This window comes from Marinobacter sp. H13 (assembly GCF_059072335.1).
Map to the genome: position 1 here is coordinate 4,084,111 of NZ_JCACRU010000001.1, position 20,932 is coordinate 4,105,042.

The window sequence follows — 20,932 nt, forward strand, 5'->3', positions numbered from 1 at the left end:
TTAATGTTCGCTTTGCGACCAAAGCTACGGGCGGCCAATTTATTGTGGCATCCTCCAGCTACAGTATGAGTATGGTGGTACGACCATTGCTCACTTTTAAGCATCCCCGAGGAAGTTATCTGTATCTGTGCTCTCACTGGATCACATCGCTGGTCGTGAAATACCTCGGGTGAATCGCCGCTTGCGGCGAGAGGGCAGAGCCCTTGGAGCAAGTGCTCCTATTTTACACACCAAATTACATACCGTGTAAAAACTAAAAATGCCCCAAAAGCCTTTGCTTATGGGGCATTCACTCACTCACCAACAGAAGTACACAAAATTCACTATATACTCCGCCTGCGGGGCTTTGGCGAAGACGCTGTCTACAGATATGCGATCTTTCGATCGGAAGTGGTTGGAAATGAAGCTTGAGGCGCTGAGTCGAACAAGCGGTGATGGGTTTAGCATGGCCTTCCCTCCGGAAGGTGTGGCCACCTCCGTCCCGTCATCAACGGCCGCGCTTGCAAAGCTTCTTCAGTACCGGTGTAACCAACTGGGTGCATTTGATGACATCGAGCAGGCTCAAAGCCCAATGGTAGATGCTTTGTTCAGTCTCAAAGAGCCAAAGTCAGGTACAGATGGGACTATGTCGTGGACAGTAGACGTAAAGAATCCAGCAACTGGGGATGACTTCGTTCTGTTCATGAAGGAACTTGCGATGCCTGATGGTCGCAATCGGCCGTACTCTGTCTGGATTGCAGGCAAGTACCCGGAGGCCTTTGATGGGCTTTGTAAATCGGGTATACGGATTTAATGGTTGATGGGGCACCTTCACCCCATCAATCTGATACCACCCTCAGATGGTTGATAGATCGACTCCGTAGTTGAGTTCCTCTGCGAAGTCCGGCAGTCCGTAACCGATGGTTTTCTTGTAGAAAGGAGAGACCTTCGCAGTCGGTGCCTTCTTCTTGTGCTTCGTGGTGTAGAGCATTCGTGCCCGCATCACCTCGAAGGAGTAACCGCGCCCTTCACGGTTCTTGTCCTTGGCCAGTCGGTTGATGGACTCCGTGTAAGCGTTGGTGACGGGCATGTCCGTCTCGAAGTAGGTCATGGTCTCTTCGCGCCAGTTTCCCACTGCCCTGACCAGATCGCTCCAGACTTCCTTTTGGCCCTTCGGGATGGTGGCTATCCACTCGTCCAGGGCGGCTTCTGCCTGGAGCCGTGTGGTGGCGTCCCAGATGCCGTAGAAGCGCTCCTTGTGCTCGTAGGCGGCCAGCAGTTGCGGGAACGCGCCTGTCCAGGTCTCCATGATGAGGCGCTCCCGGTCTGAGACTTCGTGAGCGCGTTTCAGCAGGATTTTCCGGTCTCCCTTGAGAGTCCGGCTCTGGGACGGTTTCAGCTCCTTTCTGAGGCCCTTGCGCACTCTCTCTAGGGCATCGTTGGCCATGCGCACCACATGGAACTTATCGACCACGATACGGGCCTGGGGCAGCACAGCCTTGACCGCTGCCCGGTAGGGGTTCCACATGTCCATGCTGACGATCTCGACCTTCTGCCGGTCTTTCAGCTTCATCAGGTAGTTGGTCACCACGTTCTGGCGGCGGGTGGCCAGCAGGTCGAGCAGGGTTCGCTCCTCAATGTTGGTCAGAATGCAGCGGTAGCGCTTGTTCAGGTATAGCTCGTCAATGCCCAGGATGCGGGGCGTCTCGAAGCGGTGCCAGCGCCCCAGGAACTCGGCGCGGGCGTTGAAGATGTCGCGCACCGTCTTCTCGTCCAGGCCGGTCTGTGCCGCCACAAAGGTGTAGGGGTGGTTGAAGGATTCCTTCTCCACGTACTCATGCAGCCGCAGTGTCATAGAGGGTTGGCAGACAAACGTGAAAAATTCCCCAGAAACACGCCCAAGCCATTGAAATAAGAAATCTTTAGGTCAAATTATTTATTCAGTTCCATCCTCAACGCTCGGCCGAGCTTTGGACGCTCCCTGAGAGGCAAGTTCAGCCAGTTTCAAATCAAATAGCTGCTGCCCCACCGGTCGCTTCAGATCCAGCGTGTAGTCCCCGAAGCGATTGATATGACGGGTTCGGTACGGCGATAACGCTTTCAGAACATCCTCTGTGATGGCAATCCCTTCTGCGGCCATGTCGCGCAATACCCGGCTGAGGGCTTCGACGTTGTGCAGGATCAGCATATTCGCCACCAGGTGGTTGTACTTCACCACTTTTTGCTGCTCATGCCGGAGGTTGGCGGCAATGATGCCCGAGCCACCAAAGAAGCTCCATTTTGCAAACCCGTTAAACTGCTCGTTCTTGTTGGTTGCGGCGTGAATGGTCTGGCGCAGCTCCACGTCGTCGATGTAATTGAGCAGGAAGCCGGTGCGCACGACCTTTCCCAGCTCCCGGAAGGCGAAATACAGCTTGTTCTTGCGACTGTAGGTTCCCAACCGTCTCAGAATGGTTGATGCCGTGATTTTACCCAACTTGATGGACACGGCCACGCGCAACATATCCGGCAGATGCCGTTCAATCCGTGCCCAGTCGATATGGCCGTTGAACAGTTCTTCGATATGGGCGTAGCGAAATCGCCGGTCAGGCCGGTAAAAGTTCAGATCCTTGAGGTTCCGGATACGCGGCATCAGCTTGATGCCCAGTAGGTACGACAGTCCGAACACAGGATAGCTCTGGGCCTGCGTATCACCGTGTAAGGAATCCGGCTGAATATCGCTCTGGTTTTTCAGCAGTCCGTCGAGGATGTACACCGCTTCGTGAACGCCACAGGGGATGAAATGACTGAACAGCGCGATGTAGGTGTCCGAGACGTGGTAGTAACCGATGCCGCCGTAGCCGCCATAGCGTATGTGGTACTCGCTGAGCAGGTTTTGCTCGTAAAGATTCCATTTGGTGCCATCGGCGGCGGCCCGCCGCCCTGTCCCCCAGTATCCGGGCAGTTCGTATTTCTTATACGCGTTGATGACCTTGACGATAGCGCGGTCCAGCCTGTCTTCGGTCACGTGGTTAAGGTTGAGCCAGGCTATCTGGCGGCGGTTCAGCTGTTTAATAGAGTCGGCGGTCTGGGAGGGCCCCAGATTGCAGCCGTAGCAGAAAAGCGTCGCGATGAAGCGTAACCGGGGGTCTTCAACGCGCCCCTCATAGCCTGACAGTGGCCCGAATTCCCGGTGTAGCCCAAGCCAACGCTCTGCATCCACCAGAACGTCGACGATGCTGCGGGTGCCAAGCCGACGTGTGATGTCGTCATCAAGGGCCTGCCAATTCGTCGGCAGTCCCTGCTTCTGATTCCGCTTGATGACAATGCGGCCGTCTTCAATGGTGGCGTGTGTGTTGTCCGGGAAGGCGGCGTCCACCGAGCGGCTCACCTGAGTCAGCTGATCCTTGAGGTGGCTAATCAGCGCCTTCGGTTCCATGGGGAGCTCCACTTCCAACCCGTACTGGTCAATTTCCTGTTCGTAACCCGACCAGCTCACCAGTTGATCCCGATGGTCGTCGAACCGATCTCCGTGAACAACCGCCAGGTCCGCTGACTTCAGTTCCTGTTTCACCAGATTCAAAACGGCCAATTCAAAATATTTACGGTGAACCGTCAGGCTGTCCGGACGGATGAAAATCAGACGTCGCCACTTATCGAGCGTCCACTTTGTCTGCTGAATGTTTTCGACCAGATCCGGCGCATGGACGCGCAAATCCAGCGTCTCGGCTTTCAGCGAACGGGTTTTTCGGAGCAGCTCAATCAGTTGAATCGACAAGGTGTCGCTGGAGGTGCTTTGAAACGTCAGTATGTCCAGGCAGTTGTACAGCAGGCTGCGTTTGGCTCGAAACGGTCGCAACATGAAAGGCAGGTAGTTATTGCCCGCGTAGGCCAGATGTTCCTCGCATTCGTCCAGCCACTCCTGGCGCTTGTCTCCGACCACGGCCTGAAGTGACTGCCACGGGTTTGGCTCGGCTTCCATGGCGGTCAGCACGTCTTTAAAGCAGGACACGAGTCGATCCGTGCGCTGGGTCTGCTCCATTTGATAGGTCAGCAGGTTTTGCTGGGCGGTGGTTTCCAGTTGCCTCATCAGCTTGATCAGAAGCTCGGCCGTATCGTCCAGTGCCTGGGCATACTGTTGCCGGATCAGGACGACCGCCAGGGCATAGCGTTTGCGTGCGGGGATGCGGGCCATTCTCGCCACGTCCAGCGCTCTTGCTTCATTGGCGAACTGCCGCCGTTTGGTCACGGGAATGGATTGGACACTCGGTAATCGCTCGACGATATCCCTGAGCCACTTGAGGTGTTGCAGGTAGGACCGGATCTCTTTGTTGGTCGGCTTGCGAATTTCTCGCTTCAGACGCTGCCAACCGCTGATCTCAATCCCCGGTGGTGAGACCAGCAAGTCGTTGACCAGTGCCTTTGTGTCGTCGGTCAGTTCGCTGACGATGGATCGGTAACAGCGGTCGTTCACGGTGGCCCGGGCATCCTTGGCAAGCCGCAAAAGCACTGTGAAGCCGGGAATCTCAAAACGGTGACGCACCAGCTCTTCGAGGAGGATGTTGATAACATCAGCCAGCACCTCGCGGGACTCGGCGGCATATATGGCTTGATTTGCGAGCCAGAGGCGGTCTTCATCGTTCAAGACTCGGCTGCCGACATAGGCCCGAATCCAATTGATGTGGCGATCACGGGCACTGGATTGATCATACTGCCTCTGCTGGATCTTGGTCGGTCGTTTTTGAAGGCCGAGGCGTTTAGCGATGTAGCCACTCAAGTCGGAAGGCAAATCAACCGTCGCGCAGAAAAAGCCCTGTTTCTGATAAGCTTTCAGGTGCAACAGCAAAAAGAAGCGTTGTTGAAGTTGTTTAGCACGTCGACGAGCCCAGCGTTGCTCGTTAGGTGCGGGCGTGTAAACGGTATCAAGTTCGTGTTGTGGGATACCCGACCGAAACCGTGGATAAGCCGTATCCTGGATCGCACTCATGATCGACTCAATCCCATGTCTGCCCGGTGGCCGGGTCCGTGATCAGTGTCTCCACCCAGCAGGCTTTGTCGGATGCTATACGGTGTATCTCATCGATCAGGTCGTCCATCGTTTCGTCCAGATGCTCATCCGACGTTGCAGGCACCTCGATGCGGTAGTGTCCATCGGTCTGGTGTTCCACCTCGAACGGTTTCAGGCAATGGGCTTCGATCACCGTGCGGGCCTGGTAGTGTTTGCGGCTGCGCGGGCGCTGTGGCTCCAGAGTAAGCTGGACGGTCAAGGCCCGTAAGCGCGGTTGGGATGCGCTAGCCAGGCGCGGCTGGCCAACCGGTGACGCCATTTCGGTTGGAATCTGCATCAGGGCCTGCTCGAACGGTGACTTGGCTTCGATGTAACGCAAGGCGGTTTGGGTATCCCGCCAACCGACGTATTCCATCAGCGCTTTGATTTCCCAGCCTGAAGCGCTGGCCCAGGTGGCAAACCCGCGTCGTAGTGAATGGCTGCTGAACGCTTCCACGGCATCAATGCCCGCGTCAGACAAGAGCTGGCGCAGCAGCGGCACGACGCTGTTCGGGTGCAATGACACGTCCGACAGGTTCCCCCAGCGATCAATCGCCCTGAACAGGGCTCCGCTGGGTTGATTCAGAAAATCCAGCCAATCCTGACAGGCCTCGACCGGACAACACTGCCTCAGAGCGGGCACTTTATACAGACGCCCTTCGGCCTGACGATCCCCCTTACTTCTCCGCAGGTACAGGGACATACCGGCACCGGGGGCCAGCGTGATGTCTTCAATGGTTAACCGACAGAGTTCATCACTGCGAAAGGCGCGCCAGAACCCGAGCAGGACCATGGCCCGGTTACGCAACCAGACCCCGAGACGCCGTGAATCGTGCTGACGGGCCTGCGCGATCTGTCGGGACAGCCACTGATCCAGTTGCTGGAGCTGGGTGATGGCCAGGGGCTTGGCCTGTTTTTGCCGGTACGGATGCTCTTCGCGAATGCCCTTCAATACCGTGCGTACCAACGGGGCTTTGGTTGGGTCTGGGAACCCCTGATCCCGATGCCAGCGAGCCAGCGCCGCCAGGCGCTGCTTCAGGGTAGCGGCCGACAGCCGTTCGGCATGATCGGCCAGATAGCGAGCGACACTATCGGCGGTTGCCGGTAAAAACCCGCCCCAGGTCACCTCAAAATGCTCGACGGCGGATCGGTAGCTGCGTCGGGTGTTGTCGCGGGTCGCCGCCCGAACGTACCGATCAATCGTCATTGGGCCCACCCGCCTCGTTCGATGTCGGCAATGCCGCTATTGCTTCTGTTAACCAGCGCTCGACCGACTCGCACACAGCATCGTTGTCCGCGCTTGAAACCATCTTTGTGAACGTCTTGGCCATGGCATCGCGCACCTGTTGATCGAATGGATCGTCGGGATTGGCGATCAGTGAGCCAGACAGCCTGTCCAGCGTAGACCCCGTGGCTGCTCTATCCTGACGGCCTTGAACCCAGCTTTGCGCCTCAGCCAATGAACCGAACTGCTTGTGCTCCACCCAGAGGAAACTGTTTGGAATCGCGATTGATCGTCCGTCTTTGAGGTAGGCCCTGATCTCCGCGTCAACGTCCGGCAAATAGGCGTCCTCGCTTTGCAGACATTCAAGGGCCGCACGAAAGCTTGGTAATGGGGCGGGAAACCGGTTGCGAAAATCAAACGCCCGGAAGGCAAACACCTGATCCAGTGGATCGGCTTGTGTGTGCATGTGTGACCTCCTGCTGCGTGGCCTTCGTCCGGGGCCATATCGTACCGGTCGTGAGTCAGTATAGCCGCTGAAACGGGCATCACAATGGATAACGCTGGATTATCACATGTTTATTTTATTCTGCTTATCAACTATATTTCTAACTTATATAGTATGTAATTACGTATTACGTAACACAGTAAGAAATAAGCATGAGGACACCATCATGGCCCGAGGCGGCATCACCCAACCCCTGGTCGAGGACGCCCGCAAACGTCTTCTGGCTCGCAATGTTCGCCCCTCTATCGACGCCATACGCGCCGAATTGGGCAACACCGGCTCAAAGACCACCATCAGCAACCATCTGAAAGCGATTGAGGCGCGAGAAAGCACTCGTCTGGATGATGAGGCGCTTCTGAGTAACCACGTTACCGAGTTGGTCGGCCGACTCGCCAGGCAATTACGCCAGGACGCGCAGGAGACCATCGAACAGGCTGAACAACACCACAAGGCCGAGATCGCCAGCTTGCAGGAGACCCTCAAGGCACAGACCGCTGAGATCCGGCAACACCAGGCGCAGAACGAATCGCTGACTCAGGAGCGGGATGCGTTACAGGCCGACGTCCGCTGGCTTCAGAAGGCGCTCTCGACACTCGAAGGCGATAACCGCGCACAGGCCCAACGCATTGAAAGTCTGACTGAGCAGGTTCAGGACAAGCAGCGCCAGGTAGACTCGCTGGAAGAAAAGCACGGACATGCCCGCGAGGCACTAGAGCACTATCGCGGCTCCGTGCAAGAGCAGCGCGAGCAGGATCAGCGGCGGCATGAGCAGCAGATCCAGCAAGTCCAGGAAGAGCAACGCCATCTGCAACAAGCCCTGGCCGTGAAACGCGACGAGCAGGCCCAGGCCACCCGGGAGATTACCCGGCTGTTCACGGAGGTGACTGAAGTTCGAAAGCAGTCGGATCAGTTGACGCAGCAACTTGGCGAGCGGGAGCGCGAAAATCGTCGTCTGGCCGACAAAACGGTGCGGCTAGAACAGCAAGCCGCAGCGTTACGCCAACGGAAGACTGCCCTTGAAAAGCAGCAGCGCGTGAACGACCAACTGAAAGCGAGGGTTCAGCAGCTTGAAACCGAGCTGAGCGTGAAGAATGAGCTGTTGGATCGTTTGAGCGCTGGCAACGATTCCGACGAGACGATTAGAGGGTTGGCAGACAAACGTGAAAAAAAGTCCCAAAATAGCCACAAAGCGTTGAAAAAATAGTTTATGTTGCCTGCGCCATAGGAAGGGAGCTTCATCAGGTGTTCACTTCCAGCATATCAGTGAAGGCAGCTTGTACGATTCCTATTCCCAGGTGTAGTGGGTGATGGTGTAAAATGAGGGACCAGTTTTCCCAGTGCGGCGCAGGCGTGAACCTGAAGATGCTCGCCGAGCTATTTTGGCCCTATGAAAACGGGCGGTATTTACTCCTGATATTGACTATTTTATGTTCAGACACGGCGTTTCCGGATGGATCAGCAGAAGCCGGTGAATTGCTTGTTATCAGAAAACAGATTTTTCGCAGGGTCGACTAACTTTGAGAAAACCGGAACAAGACTTCACCAAGGTCAGTAAATTTTTAAGCTATGTGCTTCGACATAAGCCCGAGGCTATTAACCTAACGCTTGATGATAAAGGATGGGCATCGGTTGCCGATATTATCGAGAAAGCCAAACCACAAATCACACTCACACCTGCACTTATCAGACAGGTCGTCATCGATAATGAAAAAAAACGTTTTTCACTTTCTTATGATAACCAATATATTCGTGCTAACCAAGGTCACTCAATTAAAGTAGATTTACAACTCATTCCGGAAAAACCACCAGCAGTACTTTATCATGGAACTGCTACTCGGTTTTTAGATTCAATAAAACGGGAGGGATTAAAACCAGGGAAGCGACATCACGTACACTTGTCATCAGATATCGAAACAGCTACTGCGGTTGGGAAGCGCTATGGCAAGCCTTCTATTATAGAAATCCCTGCTAGCGCTATGCACCAGCAGGGATTTAAGTTCTTCCTATCCAAGAATAAAGTCTGGTTAACAGAATATGTACCAGCCAATTTCTTAACGGTTATTGTTTAGAGAGCCTTCTTTCTCCGGCAAGACTTCCCACGAATCAGCTATAATTTCATAACAGCCATCACTATCAAAATAGATCATATAGTGATTAAGAATCCATGAATCTCGGTGATCACTTGACGTCGATTCAATTAGTTCGTCGATCCATGTAGATTCTGAAAGCTTGACCAGTTTGTCGTAAGCATTTTCTATTTTCCACGCAGGACAATGCATTTCGGCAACATGGGAATGCGCTCTAACTTTTTCGAAACGCAGACCAGTATTATAGATAATGCCATCCCTGTCGTAGTCAAAATAAAGACAGAGAATGCCGCCAGGGAACTCTAGCCGAACACCTGATACTGAGGATGTTGAGGGTTCCGGTAATGTATAGCATTCAGCAGTGCTGACCATATTAGTTACCACCACTTCGCCTTACAGTTGGTATCCCCTGATCGGGTCCACCTCACTATTACGGTTAAGTTGCCCGGTCAGCCTTGCTTCGTAAGCTGTAAAATTACAGGAGGACTATGCCTGTTTTAAATAACCTCAAACATCGATTTCGGATACAAATAGTCCTCATCTGTGTCATCAACTATTCTGTAATATTCATCATCTTGCTCTACGACATCGTAAATCTTATTCAACGTTAAGCTGATCATTTCTCCCTCGAACTCTCCTTCGACGAAGCTTCCATCTGGCTTCTCATCTAAGTAAGGTTTTATAGAGACGCATCGTACTTTTAATCCAGCCATGTCTTTACCTTAAATTCAACTTTACCTACACCATGAGCTTCATACCAATGGACTTCTGCTCTCCTGACATTTCCAGACGTCGTAACCACATCTGCATCGCCTGATCGCTTCAACCAATTTTTAGCTTTGCCTCCATACTGTTCAACCAGTCGCCCGACCTCTCTAATTCCACGCCCATCTGCTATTTTTCTGATATTCGTAACTTTAGAACCTTCGGCTAAATGACTAGCTCCTCGAACAGAAATACGTGTCGCGGCCGAACCGACTGATTTACCAACTTGGAATGTTCCCTTTGTAACATTCGCACCCTTCAATCCCATCTTCATTGAAGAGCCAAGAAGCTTGATACCTGTCACCCCAAAGGTTCCAGAACCAGAACGATTGATCGAGTCGGAGGTTTCCTCCATCGTCGCGACTTCAAGGCCTATTCCCAAAGCTTCCCAAGCCATCACCGCGAGTATTGGCACAACCGGAAACGCCAGTTCTCCATCGGGGTCTGCATAGCTGTACGGATTGTTATTCCCGTACGCATAGCGGTTGAAAGAGTGGATGTTTGTTTCGTGCCATTTAACGGGATCGATTCCCGTGAATCGCCCAATCGACGAGGTATACCAACGTGCTTTGTGATCAGCCAGGCCTGTCTCCTCGTCCAGCCAGTTACCGGTATAACCACGTTCGTCGGTGTTAGTCGTCAGCTTGAATCCCCAAGGGTCATAAGCCTGCTGCCACACCACAGCTCCAGTACTGTCCGTCGCCGCGATGGGCGAGCCCAGATGATCGTTGTGGTAGTAAGTCACCACCTCAGCGGCACTGAGGGGCAAGGCGGTGAAGATGAGCACGGCCAGGATGGCCAGCGTGTTCCAGATAGTGCGTGTCATAGTTATGTCCTCCCTAACCGTTACTGGCCAACTACAGTGGTGTCATCCACCGCCTTGGCGGCGGTTTTCGAATCCACGTAGATGTATTCCTTGAAACCGCCTGACGGATCGTATTCACCCAGCAGATCCCCCATCAGGCTGTACAACACATGGGTGGTGTCTGTGGGAGTACTCCGGCTGATGCGGGTGTTAGCGCCGTCGTAAGTGTAATCGATCACCTTGGCACCGTTATCAATGGAAGCGAGGTTGTTCGCGCCGTCATAGACCATGATGTTTGGGCCATCGCTGGTCATGTTGCCCCGTAGGTCATGAGTGATAGTGTAAAAAAAGGTTGGAAAGACGCGGTACGTCAACCTGTCAGAATTGTAGTAGTAGTCCTGCAGGCTTCCATTGCGCTCCCGGGTATCAATGTTGCCTCGGCCGTCATAGGTGATTGTCTCGGTACCCCAGGACCCAGTTGCGGACGTCATTCGGTTCACATCGTCATAGCCAATCGTGCGGTTGTGGAGTGACCCAGCGTTATCCACGATGTTGGTGACGTTGCCGACGTTGTCATAGCCCATGCCCAGGTCGACAAAATCCACCTGGCCGTTATTGGATACCAACGTATCAGGCCGCAATCGGCTATCCAGGGTCTGGGTGGTCACAACGCCGTTACCGAAGGTCATGGTGTCGATCGCTCCAGAGGGGTGACGATCCACCGACGACACATAGGGCGTTGCCTGGGTTTGCCAGCCCAGGGCGTTGGTGCCAAAGTTCACTGTGCGTCCACTGGGGTAAGTCACTGAAGCCAGATGGTCCAGATTATCAATGCCGTAAGTCACGTTGTAGGTGGCGCTTCCAACAGTCAATGATTCGTTTTCCAGATTGTCATTCTGATCGTAGGTATAGCTACGGCTGGCCGCCGAACTGGTCACCGATTTCAGGTTACTGTTGTCGTCGTAGGTGAAGGTGGCTGTTGGCGTGCCATCTGAGTAGGAAATGGAGGTCAGGCGGTTCAGGTCGTCGTAGGTCCGCGTTTCAACAATGCCACTGGTACCGATTTCCTTGCTCGTCATATTTCCGACGTTGTCGCGACCATAGACCGTGGTTCCTGTCTCCTGATGGATTTCCTGCATCAGGAAACCCCGTGCATCATGAATGTACTGGCGAGCGTAGCCAAAAAGACCCTGGTCCTGAACTTCACCCTGAAAGACGCGGTAAACCTGGCCCAGACCATTTCTGGAAATGCTGGTCGCGAGGCTTTCGGGCGACGAGATGTAGATCAGCCAACTGCCGTCCATGGTGCCATGGCTGGCGATGGTCTTCGTGGTTACATAGCCGTTTTCATCCACCTCTTGAATTTCAAACCCGCTTGGGTAGGAATAGGTTTTCGAGGTCTGATCGGGAAAGTCGATGCTCGTCACTCGCTGCAGAGCATCGTAGGCGATAGTTCTGCCCTGAGCGCTGTTGGGGTAGCTCTCAAAGGTCATATTACCCACCGCGTCCCAGGCCTTGGTGACTTCGGTCATCGTATTGGAGCTGGTGTCTTCACGCTTGATACCACGGTCGCGCCAGAAGCCGTCGAAGAAACGGGTTTCCTTGTAGTTTCCCCGGGTCAATACGGCCGACTGGTCATCGTAGCTGATCAAAACATCTGCGTGTATGGGGAAGTCGATACCGGTCAGGCGGTTCAGGTCGTCCCAGGTGTAGGAGGTAATGTGTCCTTCACCATTTGTGGACGAGGCCAAGGTACCGTCCGCATTGACAATCCGCGTCTCGGAGATGGCTTCGGGCCGGTTGATAACCTGAGGTGCGCCCCGGTAATAATTTGAAAAGGTAGTTACATGGTTGTTGGCATCGGTGATCGAGGCAATGTCGCCCTCAGGGGTGTACGTGTAGGCGGTCAAAACGCCCGACTTGTCTTCCGTCAGCATATTCCCGGCCGAGTCGTAAGTTCTGTCGGTGACCCACTGGGTGACCGGCGCACCGTTGGGATAGTCAATCGTTTCCTGAGTCACCAGACCGAGGATCCAGTCGCTGGCTGAATGGCTGTAGGTACGAGTGCGAGTCCGATCAGAAGTGGCGGTGGTATTGGTGGTTTCAACGATGGTTTGCGGCTTGGCGTACGCATCGAAATTGGAGTATTGGGTTTGTACGGAGGTGCCTTGTCGCCAATGGGTCACATTGGTCAGTAGGGGAACCTGCGTATCGTTATCAATTCTGGTCGTGTCCCGCCCGTGCCAGAAATTTTCATTGGATAGCAATGCGCTGCTGTACTGGTAGGCGTACTGTTCAAGCATCGTTCCTTGAAGGTCGTACACTTCCTCGTAACGCTTGGTACCAATTTCCCAGACATTGGCGCTGGTGGTGTAGCCGATGTGATAGAAAGTGCGCTGATGGTCCGGTGCCACCATGTGGGTTTCGTCATAACCATACTGCCCGTTGTAGGCCGGTGTGTAAGCGTAGGACCAAGTGCCCGGCGTTATGTCGCGGCCGCTGTTTTGCTTGCCAGTCACAACCGTTGTTGCCTTCTGGGCACCGAAGTTGAAGTAAACATAGTCATAGTCGTAGTCGATGATGCCGCCAGAGGGGTAGGTCACGGTATCGATCGCGAGGCTGCCGGCATCACCGTTGGTGGTGATTGGGTAATAAGTGTAGTTCCAGCTCTCACCGTCTGGACGGGTCACTGTGGTTAGCTGCGCAAAGTCCGGCGTAGTGTTGTTGGTATAGGTGTGGCTATAACTCCAAGTCTGTCCATTGGCGGTAATGGATGTCAGTCGAGTGTTGTCGCTTCCGGTATTCGCATAACTGTAATTGACCGAGCGCCCGTCACTGGTCGAAATCGACTCAATGTAGGTGATGCTGAACGCATTGGTGTTGTAGTCAATGGTCATCCAGTTGCCGTTGGCATCCTCGATGCGGGTCGCGTAGATCTTCAGGCCCTCAGAGTCGTTGGCCCGGTAATCCATGGTGTAGGTGGTGCCATCCGGCGATTTTACAATCACATCGTTGCTGCTATTGCAATTCGCACTCCACCACTGCTTGGTAATTAGCTCAGGGCTGTGTTGATCCGCCAGTACCAGCAACTGGCGACTACCGTCGGCCAGCTCCAGAGAGGGGTTGTCGAGCACATCCACGGCAAACAGATTCTGATTACAAACCTTATCCGCGTTGCTTTCTGAGACGGCAATGCGGCCAAAATGCATGCTCCAGCCGTAGCCATAGGGGCTGTATGGCAAAAAGGCGTCTTGAGGGTTGTTGTAAATCCGGTTGATGCGGATATCGAAACCACCATTACCGGGCACGACGAGATCCGTATAGCTCAGTTGCAGTTGACCCGAGAAGGGATCGATCTCTTCTCCGAAATTCTGGTTGATAGTTTCCTTGAACGGGTTCAAACCCGGCTCTTCGTAGTAATCGCGGATGTTGGCCTGGGCGGTTGACGCAAGCGCGGTGCTTGCGATCAGGCAAGCCACAACTCGAATGCGGAATGACATAAGTCACCTCCATGTGGTTTGGACGTTCGGGGCTAGGCATCACTCACGATGCCAAGTGATAATTAAGAGTTCGGGCCAGCAATCACTGAGCGAACCTTAATTTTTTTGGCTCCGTGCTTCTCCATGGTTTTATTGGCTTTGGGAGCTTTAAGTGATGCCGGCGCAAAAGATGGGGGTCGCTGTTGCGGAGATTTACCAAATGATGCGGCTTGTCTTGTCGCCGAAGCTGGATTTCTGTCCGAAGCACTTACCGTAAATGACAGGTTTTCAATCGCTGAAGCTCCGTCCGGTATTGCACGCGGTTTCTCTGCAAGCGCAACTGACGAAATCAGTGCGAAAAACGTAAAACTGATAGCGGTAAATTTCATGTATCCACTCCCTGTGTGCTGGTCAATTTCCGTACAATCCAAGCTAGGCTAGGGTTGATCTTTTGTCCAAACGAATTTACAAAACGATACATGTTTCATGAAACGGATACATTTTGGAGAAGTCGGGAGCGTCCAAAGCTCGGCCGAGCGTTGAGGATGAAGCTGGATAAAAAAAACCTACCCAAAAATTCGGAAATTCAATGGATTGGGCGTGTTTCTGGGGAATTTTTCACGTTTGTCTGCCAACCCTCGAGCTAGTTTTGTACTCTGAGCGGTCACGATGGGTCAACCGATTCCGTGTTTTGTGCTTTCGCTTTTCGCAGTGATTCCCCCTTCAGATTGAGTCGGTGAGCGCCGTGCAGAAGCCGGTCCAGAATGGCGTCTGCGAGTGTGGCGGAGCCGATGTAGTCGTGCCAGTGTTCGGTTGGTAACTGACTAGCGATCAGGGTTGAGCCTCTTCCGTGCCGATCCTCAATCACTTCCATCAGGTCCTGGCGTTGTTGTGCGGTGACCTTCTGCATCCCCCAGTCATCCAGGATCAGCAGGTCGGTTTTCAACAGTTGGTTCATCAGGCGGGCGTAACTGCCATCGCCGTGGGCGATGCGCAGCTGTTCGAACAGGCGCGGTACCCGCAAATAACGGACTGAGAGCCCCTGCCGGCAGGCCTGGTTGCCCAGGGCGCACGCCAGCCAGGTCTTGCCGCAACCGGTAGGCCCGGTGATGCACAGGTTCAGGGACTGGCGGATCCAGTCACAGCTGGCCAGCCCCGCCATACGGGAGCGCTCCAGCCCTCTCGGGTGGCGGTAATCGATGTCTTCCACGCAGGCCGAGACCCGCAACCGGGCCGCCTTCAGCAGCCGTTCCAGGCGGCGGTTTTCCCGGTGCAGCACCTCCCGGTCGATCAGTAAGGCCAGGCGTTCCTCGAACGCCAGGTCGTGGGTGTCGGGCTGTGCCCGCTGCTGTTCCAGGGCATCGCACATGCCGGTCAGTTTGAGTTGGCGCAGGGCGTCGAGGGTGTTTTGAGTCAACATCAGTTTCTCCGGGATCAGTGGTAGTAGCGGGGGCCGCGAACGTTGGTGTGTACTGGCAGCTCTGTCAGTTCCGACTCCTCCTCGGCCAGGGGTAACGGGAGCTGATCCAGCCCCTGTTTCAGGATCGAGCTGATGCTCTGGTAGCTGGCCGAGTTGATAGCTAGTGCTCGACTACAGGCCTGCTCCAACCGGTCACGGCTGTAACGTCGACTCAGGTTCAACAGCCCCAGGCATGATCGGTAGCCATGCTCCGGATGAGGGCGATCCTTAAGCTGTCGCTGTACCACGTCGAGCGTGGCGGGACCGATGTCACTGGCCCAGTTCAGGAACCGTCCCGGTGACCAGTTCTGATGGGCCTGATGGGACTTGGGCATGTGCTCGGTCAGGGTCACGAAGCGGCTCTTGCCGTGGCGAGGATGCAGGGCTACCCGTTGTCCTTTGTGCATGACCTCAACGGACGTATCGGTCACCCGAACATCCAGCTTCACACCCACCAGGGCGTGAGGCACGCTGTACAGGCGTTTGTCGATCTCGATGTGGTAGTCGATGCCCGGTCGTGCCTTGCGCCACTCGGCGTAGACGTAGGACGTTGCCGGCAGTGGCCTGAGTGCAGGTCGGTCCAGCGCTTCGAACAGGCTCTGGCGGCTCTCGGAGCGCCCCTGGAACGGGCGCTGGTTCAGTGCCGGTAGCAGGTCTGCAATCGCCGAGTTCAGTTCGGCCAGTGAGAAGAACGTTCGGTGACGCAACCGGGCCAGGATCCAGCGTTCAACCAGCAGCACAGCGGCTTCGGCCTTCGCCTTATCCTTGGGCTTGTAGGGGCGGGCCGGTAAGACCGCCGTCTGGTAATGGGTTGCCAGTTCCGCGTAGGTCTCGTTGAGCTGGGGCGTGTATCGGTCTGCTTTGGTGACCGCTGCCTTGAGATTGTCCGGAACCAGCAGTTCCGGCACACCACCGTAGAACGCCAGCATCCGCTGGTGGGAGGCGATCCAGTCCGGCAGGCTCTGGCTCCAGGTGGCCTCGGCGAAGGTATAACTGGACGCGCCCAGCACAGCCACAAAGACCTGGGCCTTACGCATCTCGCCGGTGCTGCGGTCCACCACCGGCACGGTGGGACCGCAGTAGTCGATAAAGATCTTCTCGCCGGCCCGGTGGACCTGGCGCATGCTGCGCCGCTGCCGGCCGCGCCAGAGCCGGTAGTGATGGCAGAACTGACTGTACCGGCGGGCCTTGTCGCCGTGGCGTTCGACGTACTCAGCCCAGAGCAATTGCAGGGTGACGCCCTTGGTCTTGAGTTCCTGGTGGACTTGGAAGTAGTCGGGTTCAGCAAATCGAGATGGGGGTGTCTTGGCCGGGAACAGCAGGGCCTCTAACCGTACTTCATCCGTGCCTTCCGGCAACGGCCAGGTGATGCCCTGCGCAGTGGCCAGGCTGACATACTTGCCGACCACGCCCTTGGAGAGTCCGCAGGCACGGGCAATGCGCTCATGGCTCAGGCCCGCTTCGTACTTGAGGCGCAAGACCTCGATGATCTGTCGCATGGAAATCCTCGCTGCCGGCATCCGCCCTTCCTCGTGATGAAAAAGGAAGGGGTATGCCGGACAAAGTTGAAGAATTCCAGCGTGTTGGCAATGATTCCGGAGGAACGTGACCGGGGATTCCGGCATCGTGACCAGCGATTCCGGAAAAACGTCCAAAATCGGTCACGATAAAACGGAATGAGCGGTCACGATGGGCCGGAATATGCAGCACTGCGGCAAGCCTTACCGGCCCGGTTGTTTCGGAGCTATGGACTGCCGGAACTGGCAGTGCGGTAACGGGTTGAGTCAAGTCACTGAATCGCCGTGGTACGTGATCCGTATGCCCGGTGATGTGGGAGGAGGGGCATCGTGAGGTGCCTCCCTATCCCGATTATAGATGACGTTCGTCTTGACGTACGTACCCAAAAGCGTACACTTGGTGAAAAGTTGAACACGCAAGAGGTGCGTCATGACCGGAATCACAGCAACTGAGGCGCGCAGCAACCTATATCGGTTGATCGACGAGACCGCCGAGTCCCACCAACCAATCGTCATCATGGGTAAGCGGAACAAAGCCGTCCTGGTTTCCGAGGAAGACTGGTCTGCAATTCAGGAAACGCTTTACCTGCTCTCCGTGCCTGGTATGCGGGAGTCTATTCGTGAGGGGATGGATACCCCCGAGGATGAATGCGATGAGGAGCTGGACTGGTGACATGGAAGTTGGTTTACACCAAGCAAGCCCAGAAAGATGCAAAAAAGCTGGCCTTCAGCGGTCTCAAACCAAAAGCCCAGGAAGTGTTGGCGCTTATAGCAGAAGATCCATACCGCAAGCCCCCTCCGCTTGAGAAGCTCATAGGTGATCTTTCGGGAGCCTATTCACGCCGAATCAATATTCAGCACCGTCTGGTCTACCAAGTGCTAGAGGACGAGCAAGTGGTGAAAGTCCTCAGGCTCTGGAGCCACTACGAATAATCCATAGCCAGCCGCTGTCGCCGGACAATTTTTCCACTGCTTCCCGTTATGTATAAAAACGGCCTGTTCTTCAAGGAACTCAATAGGGTTTTCAAGCCATGAAATTCTCGAAGTCTAGCGAGTCTGATCGTCAGGAAATCGAGGTCCTGTTTACCCGGACATTCTCTGATTCGGAAGGTGAGTCCGAGGAAAAGCTGATTGGCCATCTGGTGCATGAGTTGATGAACGGGACCGAAACCGATGACATGTTCGGGTTCATCGCTACCGAGCAAGGGCAGATAGTCGGGTGTATCTTTTTCACGAGATTGTCGTTCGGTTCCCGCGTAAACGCTTTTATGTTGTCACCGGTAGCCGTTGATACGGACCATCAGGGGAAAGGCGTTGGTCAAAAACTGATTAATTTTGGCATTGAGCACTTGCGTGAACGGGGTGTCGAACTCATTTTCACCTATGGTGATCCGAACTACTATTCAAAAGCGGGTTTCGAACACGTACCTCAAGAGGTTGCGGAAGCGCCATTTAAATTAACCCATCCAGAGGGGTGGCTGGGGCAGTCGTTGGATGGCGGCAGTATTAAACTCCCACTGGGGCAGGCGTGTTGCGTTGAGGCATTCAACGATCCTCAGTATTGGTAAATCCAGGAGGCTCTCCGCCTCGGAAAGCCCCCTTGAACTGTTCTGGCCTTTATCAGTAGGCACCCTCGCTGTATATCAACTCATAGCTGTGGCTATAGATCTCTAAAATGTTGCCAAACGGGTCTTCCATATAGATCATCCGGTAGGGCTTCTCGCCGGGATAATAGTAGCGCGGCTTCTCCATGCGTTTTTTCCCGCCAGCAGCCAAAATACGGTCAGCCAATTCCTCGACGTTCGGGTCTTGCACACAAAAGTGAAAGATGCCGGTTTTCCAGTACTCGAAATTGTCTTCCGGGTTGGTCTGGTTTTTAAATTGAAAAAGCTCCACACCGATTCTGTCGCCCGTCGATAAATGAGCAATACGGAAGCTTCCCCAGCCGGCACCGAAAACATCGGTGCACATCTCCCCAATGGCGCTTTCGTCCTCTTCGATCTCGGTTGGTTCCATAATCAAATACCAACCCATAACCTCTGTGTAGAACTTCACGGCTTGCTCAAGGTCCGGCACGGATATGCCGATGTGCGAGAAATTTCTTGGGTACACGTTGCTCATTGCCTGTCCTCCTTTAGTGAGACTGAGAGCAGGTTACATGCTGGTGTTTATCAGTTAAAATTATCATTTATTCTTTAAAAGATTACGAAAAGTAATGATAAATACCACCTGGTTACGCTCGTTTTGCACGCTGGTTGAAGTGGGACATTTCACCCGCACAGCCGAACGTCTCCACATGACACAATCGGGGGTAAGTCAGCATGTGCGTAAGCTTGAGGAGCAGCTTGGTACGGAATTGCTCGTCAGACAGGGGAAACAATTTTCGCTTTCGGGTGCCGGCGAAAAGCTTTATGCCGAGGCGCAGGACATTCTCCTGGCGTTGTCGAATCTTGAGCAAACAGTTGGTGAGGACCCGCCCTATGAGGGAACTGTGCGGCTTATGTCTCCGGGAAGTGTGGGGCTGAAGCTGTATCCTCATTTGTTGTCGCTGCAGAGCAAGCACCCGAAGCTCATTATTGATTACCGGTTTGCGCCGAATCCTGATGTGGAAAAGGCAATCGCCGAATCCACTGTTGATATCGGATTCATGACGGCAAAATCTACCCTGGCGGAAGTGAGTTGTACGCCCATCGCGCAAGAATCACTGCTGTTGGTAACACCTGCTACGGTCGAAGAACCGGATTGGGAGACGTTGATGACCCTCGGGTTTATCGACCACCCTGATGGAAGTCATCACGCCGGCTTGCTTCTTGGTGCCAATTACACCGAGTTTCAGCACAGTAGCCTGTTTCCCAGAAAGGGGTTCTCGAACCAGATCGGTTTGATCCTGGAGCCGGTCAGCCTGGGGCTGGGCTTTGCTGTTTTACCAGCACATGCCGTTGAGGCCTTTGAAAAGTCTGAGGGCATCAAAGCTCATCGTCTCTCTCACCCGGTCAGCGAAACGTTGTATCTCAGCGTTCCCCGGAATCGATCACTTCAGGCGAGAATGAATACTGTGATAGCTGAGGCCAAGCGGTGGCTGAATGGTTGAGGCAGGTTTTGAATGACTCTGCGCAGTCACCAGATTTTCACATTATTTTGGAAGGCGCATGCCTGATTTGACGTACCTGCGACCTTTCTTGACCAACGCCGAAGCGGGTATTCCGGGGCCTTGAAAGCCCGTTAATCATGATCCGATACTCATGATATGTATGATTAATCGGCTCATTTGATTAAAATTTATCCAATTTTTTTGCACCCTCCTTCACCCTGCCTATACTCCCTTATGTCATAGCTTGAATTCATGACGCTGTTTGCTGTTTCCGGGGCCTATGGCCTGAATCTACGCAACAGGGTTTTGATGCTGCAGTCCGGCTACCACGGGAAAGAAGGATGTTTTTCCTGCCGGTCTCGAAACCTGCGCAAGACATTCGCTGCGAGGGATCGCTATGGCAAATTTCGCCCGCTTTATCACCGTCGACTTCTCCCAATTCGATTGGCTAAACCGCATCGATGCTGATGTTCTGCTTGATGTCGGTGACCTGTCACCAGACCTGCTGACTGTTCCCGGTAAAGACGCCCAGCGTGTGCTTTCGGAAGTGGTTCGACTGGTTCTCGATTTGCCGCGAAACAGCACACCCCTGGTTGTCTGGACCAAAGGCGACAGCGAGCTGCTCATCCACAGTGACCAAACCCGTATTCAATTCTCCAGCGGCGTTATCACGGTAACGGTGAGCGCGGAATGCGAAGAGCATGGAAAGCTCAGTATTCCGGTACCGATTGGCGTTGGCACCAAACAGTCGCCAAGCGGCCTTGTTATGTCCACGTTCGAAGACCTCGAGGGCCCGGAAGAACTTATATTGGCCTGGCGGGACGCGATTCAGGCGTTCGCCTGGGAGTCCGTGCTGGAAGTCGCTTCCGTGTTCTGCGCCGAGGTTGGCAACGACAAGCGTGGTTTGCCGCTGGTTCCTGGCGCGATCGCCGCTGCTCCGAACAAAATGCTGGTGCAACCTGTTGCCCGGTTTTCACTGATGCCGGGAGTCTGA

The 20,932-nt window shown here is 54.3% G+C and carries 18 protein-coding genes and 1 pseudogene; 8 read left to right on the forward strand and 11 right to left on the reverse strand.

Annotated features, from left to right (window positions below; translation table 11 throughout):
• The first annotated feature begins 400 nt into the window (after nucleotides 1–400).
• The gene (locus AC5JQH_RS19145; RefSeq protein ID WP_493805875.1) at nucleotides 401–793 is read left to right on the forward strand and encodes a hypothetical protein; all 393 of its coding nucleotides are present in this window, start codon (nucleotides 401–403) and stop codon (nucleotides 791–793) included.
• 42 nt (nucleotides 794–835) lie between these two features.
• Here AC5JQH_RS19145 and AC5JQH_RS19150 read toward each other — a convergent pair.
• From AC5JQH_RS19150 to AC5JQH_RS19165, 4 genes and pseudogenes are all read right to left on the reverse strand, one after another.
• Nucleotides 836–1,834 (reverse strand): annotated as a pseudogene (locus tag AC5JQH_RS19150) (ISL3-like element ISPpu12 family transposase); the annotation flags it as partial.
• Nucleotides 1,835–1,915: 81 nt separating this feature from the next.
• Entirely contained in the window at nucleotides 1,916–4,945 is a 3,030-nt protein-coding gene (locus AC5JQH_RS19155; RefSeq protein ID WP_050898297.1) for a Tn3 family transposase, read from the reverse strand.
• Nucleotides 4,946–4,952: 7 nt separating this feature from the next.
• A complete protein-coding gene (locus AC5JQH_RS19160) occupies nucleotides 4,953–6,212 on the reverse strand; it encodes a site-specific integrase (RefSeq protein WP_008172795.1) in 1,260 nt (419 codons plus the stop codon).
• Nucleotides 6,202–6,696 carry a hypothetical protein gene (locus AC5JQH_RS19165; RefSeq protein ID WP_008172793.1) on the reverse strand — a complete coding sequence of 165 codons (495 nt, stop codon included), beginning with the start codon at nucleotides 6,694–6,696 and terminating at the stop codon, nucleotides 6,202–6,204. Before AC5JQH_RS19165 ends, AC5JQH_RS19160 begins: the two co-directional genes overlap by 11 nt.
• Before the next feature lie 205 nt (nucleotides 6,697–6,901).
• Here AC5JQH_RS19165 and AC5JQH_RS19170 point away from each other — a divergent pair, with 205 nt between their 5' ends.
• Together AC5JQH_RS19170 and AC5JQH_RS19175 are read left to right on the forward strand one after the other, a co-directional pair.
• Nucleotides 6,902–7,939, forward strand: coding sequence for a DNA-binding protein (locus AC5JQH_RS19170; protein ID WP_008172791.1), 1,038 nt, complete (start codon nucleotides 6,902–6,904; stop codon nucleotides 7,937–7,939).
• A 313-nt stretch (nucleotides 7,940–8,252) separates the two neighbouring features.
• Nucleotides 8,253–8,804 carry an RNA 2'-phosphotransferase gene (locus tag AC5JQH_RS19175; protein WP_008172787.1) on the forward strand — a complete coding sequence of 184 codons (552 nt, stop codon included), beginning with the start codon at nucleotides 8,253–8,255 and terminating at the stop codon, nucleotides 8,802–8,804.
• On the opposite strand, the gene AC5JQH_RS19180 is transcribed toward AC5JQH_RS19175, so the two are convergent.
• The 6 genes from AC5JQH_RS19180 to istA form a co-directional block, all read right to left on the reverse strand.
• Nucleotides 8,787–9,194: a hypothetical protein gene (locus tag AC5JQH_RS19180; RefSeq protein ID WP_139043667.1), complete on the reverse strand. Its 408-nt coding sequence runs from the start codon at nucleotides 9,192–9,194 to the stop codon at nucleotides 8,787–8,789. The genes AC5JQH_RS19175 and AC5JQH_RS19180 overlap by 18 nt on opposite strands.
• A gap of 328 nt (nucleotides 9,195–9,522) precedes the next feature.
• Nucleotides 9,523–10,413 carry an RHS repeat domain-containing protein gene (locus AC5JQH_RS19185; RefSeq protein WP_493805876.1) on the reverse strand — a complete coding sequence of 297 codons (891 nt, stop codon included), beginning with the start codon at nucleotides 10,411–10,413 and terminating at the stop codon, nucleotides 9,523–9,525.
• Nucleotides 10,414–10,433: 20 nt separating this feature from the next.
• Nucleotides 10,434–13,892 (reverse strand): RHS repeat domain-containing protein, encoded by a 3,459-nt coding sequence (locus AC5JQH_RS19190; RefSeq protein ID WP_493805877.1) that lies wholly within the window; start codon nucleotides 13,890–13,892, stop codon nucleotides 10,434–10,436.
• Between the two features lie 62 nt (nucleotides 13,893–13,954).
• Complete coding sequence (locus AC5JQH_RS19195; RefSeq protein WP_139043652.1) at nucleotides 13,955–14,260, reverse strand: hypothetical protein; 306 nt, start codon at nucleotides 14,258–14,260, stop codon at nucleotides 13,955–13,957.
• A 275-nt stretch (nucleotides 14,261–14,535) separates the two neighbouring features.
• Complete coding sequence (istB, locus tag AC5JQH_RS19200; RefSeq protein WP_493792073.1) at nucleotides 14,536–15,291, reverse strand: IS21-like element helper ATPase IstB; 756 nt, start codon at nucleotides 15,289–15,291, stop codon at nucleotides 14,536–14,538.
• A 14-nt stretch (nucleotides 15,292–15,305) separates the two neighbouring features.
• Nucleotides 15,306–16,850: an IS21 family transposase gene (gene istA, locus AC5JQH_RS19205; RefSeq protein ID WP_493805878.1), complete on the reverse strand. Its 1,545-nt coding sequence runs from the start codon at nucleotides 16,848–16,850 to the stop codon at nucleotides 15,306–15,308.
• A gap of 427 nt (nucleotides 16,851–17,277) precedes the next feature.
• On the opposite strand from istA, the gene AC5JQH_RS19210 reads away from it, so the two are divergent.
• The 3 genes from AC5JQH_RS19210 to AC5JQH_RS19220 all read left to right on the forward strand — a co-directional run bounded on the left by AC5JQH_RS19210 (nucleotide 17,278) and on the right by AC5JQH_RS19220 (nucleotide 18,415).
• Nucleotides 17,278–17,520 carry a type II toxin-antitoxin system Phd/YefM family antitoxin gene (locus AC5JQH_RS19210; protein ID WP_008172109.1) on the forward strand — a complete coding sequence of 81 codons (243 nt, stop codon included), beginning with the start codon at nucleotides 17,278–17,280 and terminating at the stop codon, nucleotides 17,518–17,520.
• Nucleotides 17,517–17,780, forward strand: a complete 264-nt coding sequence (locus tag AC5JQH_RS19215) for a Txe/YoeB family addiction module toxin (protein ID WP_008172108.1) — start codon at nucleotides 17,517–17,519, stop codon at nucleotides 17,778–17,780. The genes AC5JQH_RS19210 and AC5JQH_RS19215 overlap by 4 nt, the downstream gene beginning before the upstream one ends.
• A gap of 98 nt (nucleotides 17,781–17,878) precedes the next feature.
• Nucleotides 17,879–18,415 carry a GNAT family N-acetyltransferase gene (locus AC5JQH_RS19220; protein ID WP_008172106.1) on the forward strand — a complete coding sequence of 179 codons (537 nt, stop codon included), beginning with the start codon at nucleotides 17,879–17,881 and terminating at the stop codon, nucleotides 18,413–18,415.
• 52 nt (nucleotides 18,416–18,467) lie between these two features.
• On the opposite strand, the gene AC5JQH_RS19225 is transcribed toward AC5JQH_RS19220, so the two are convergent.
• On the reverse strand, nucleotides 18,468–18,968 hold the full coding sequence (locus tag AC5JQH_RS19225; RefSeq protein ID WP_008172104.1) for a lactoylglutathione lyase family protein: 501 nt from the start codon (nucleotides 18,966–18,968) through the stop codon (nucleotides 18,468–18,470).
• 94 nt (nucleotides 18,969–19,062) lie between these two features.
• Between AC5JQH_RS19225 and AC5JQH_RS19230 the strand changes: the two genes are divergently transcribed.
• The gene (locus AC5JQH_RS19230; RefSeq protein WP_039881921.1) at nucleotides 19,063–19,938 is read left to right on the forward strand and encodes a LysR family transcriptional regulator; all 876 of its coding nucleotides are present in this window, start codon (nucleotides 19,063–19,065) and stop codon (nucleotides 19,936–19,938) included.
• A 397-nt stretch (nucleotides 19,939–20,335) separates the two neighbouring features.
• Nucleotides 20,336–20,932, forward strand: a complete 597-nt coding sequence (locus AC5JQH_RS19235; protein WP_008172101.1) for a hypothetical protein — start codon at nucleotides 20,336–20,338, stop codon at nucleotides 20,930–20,932.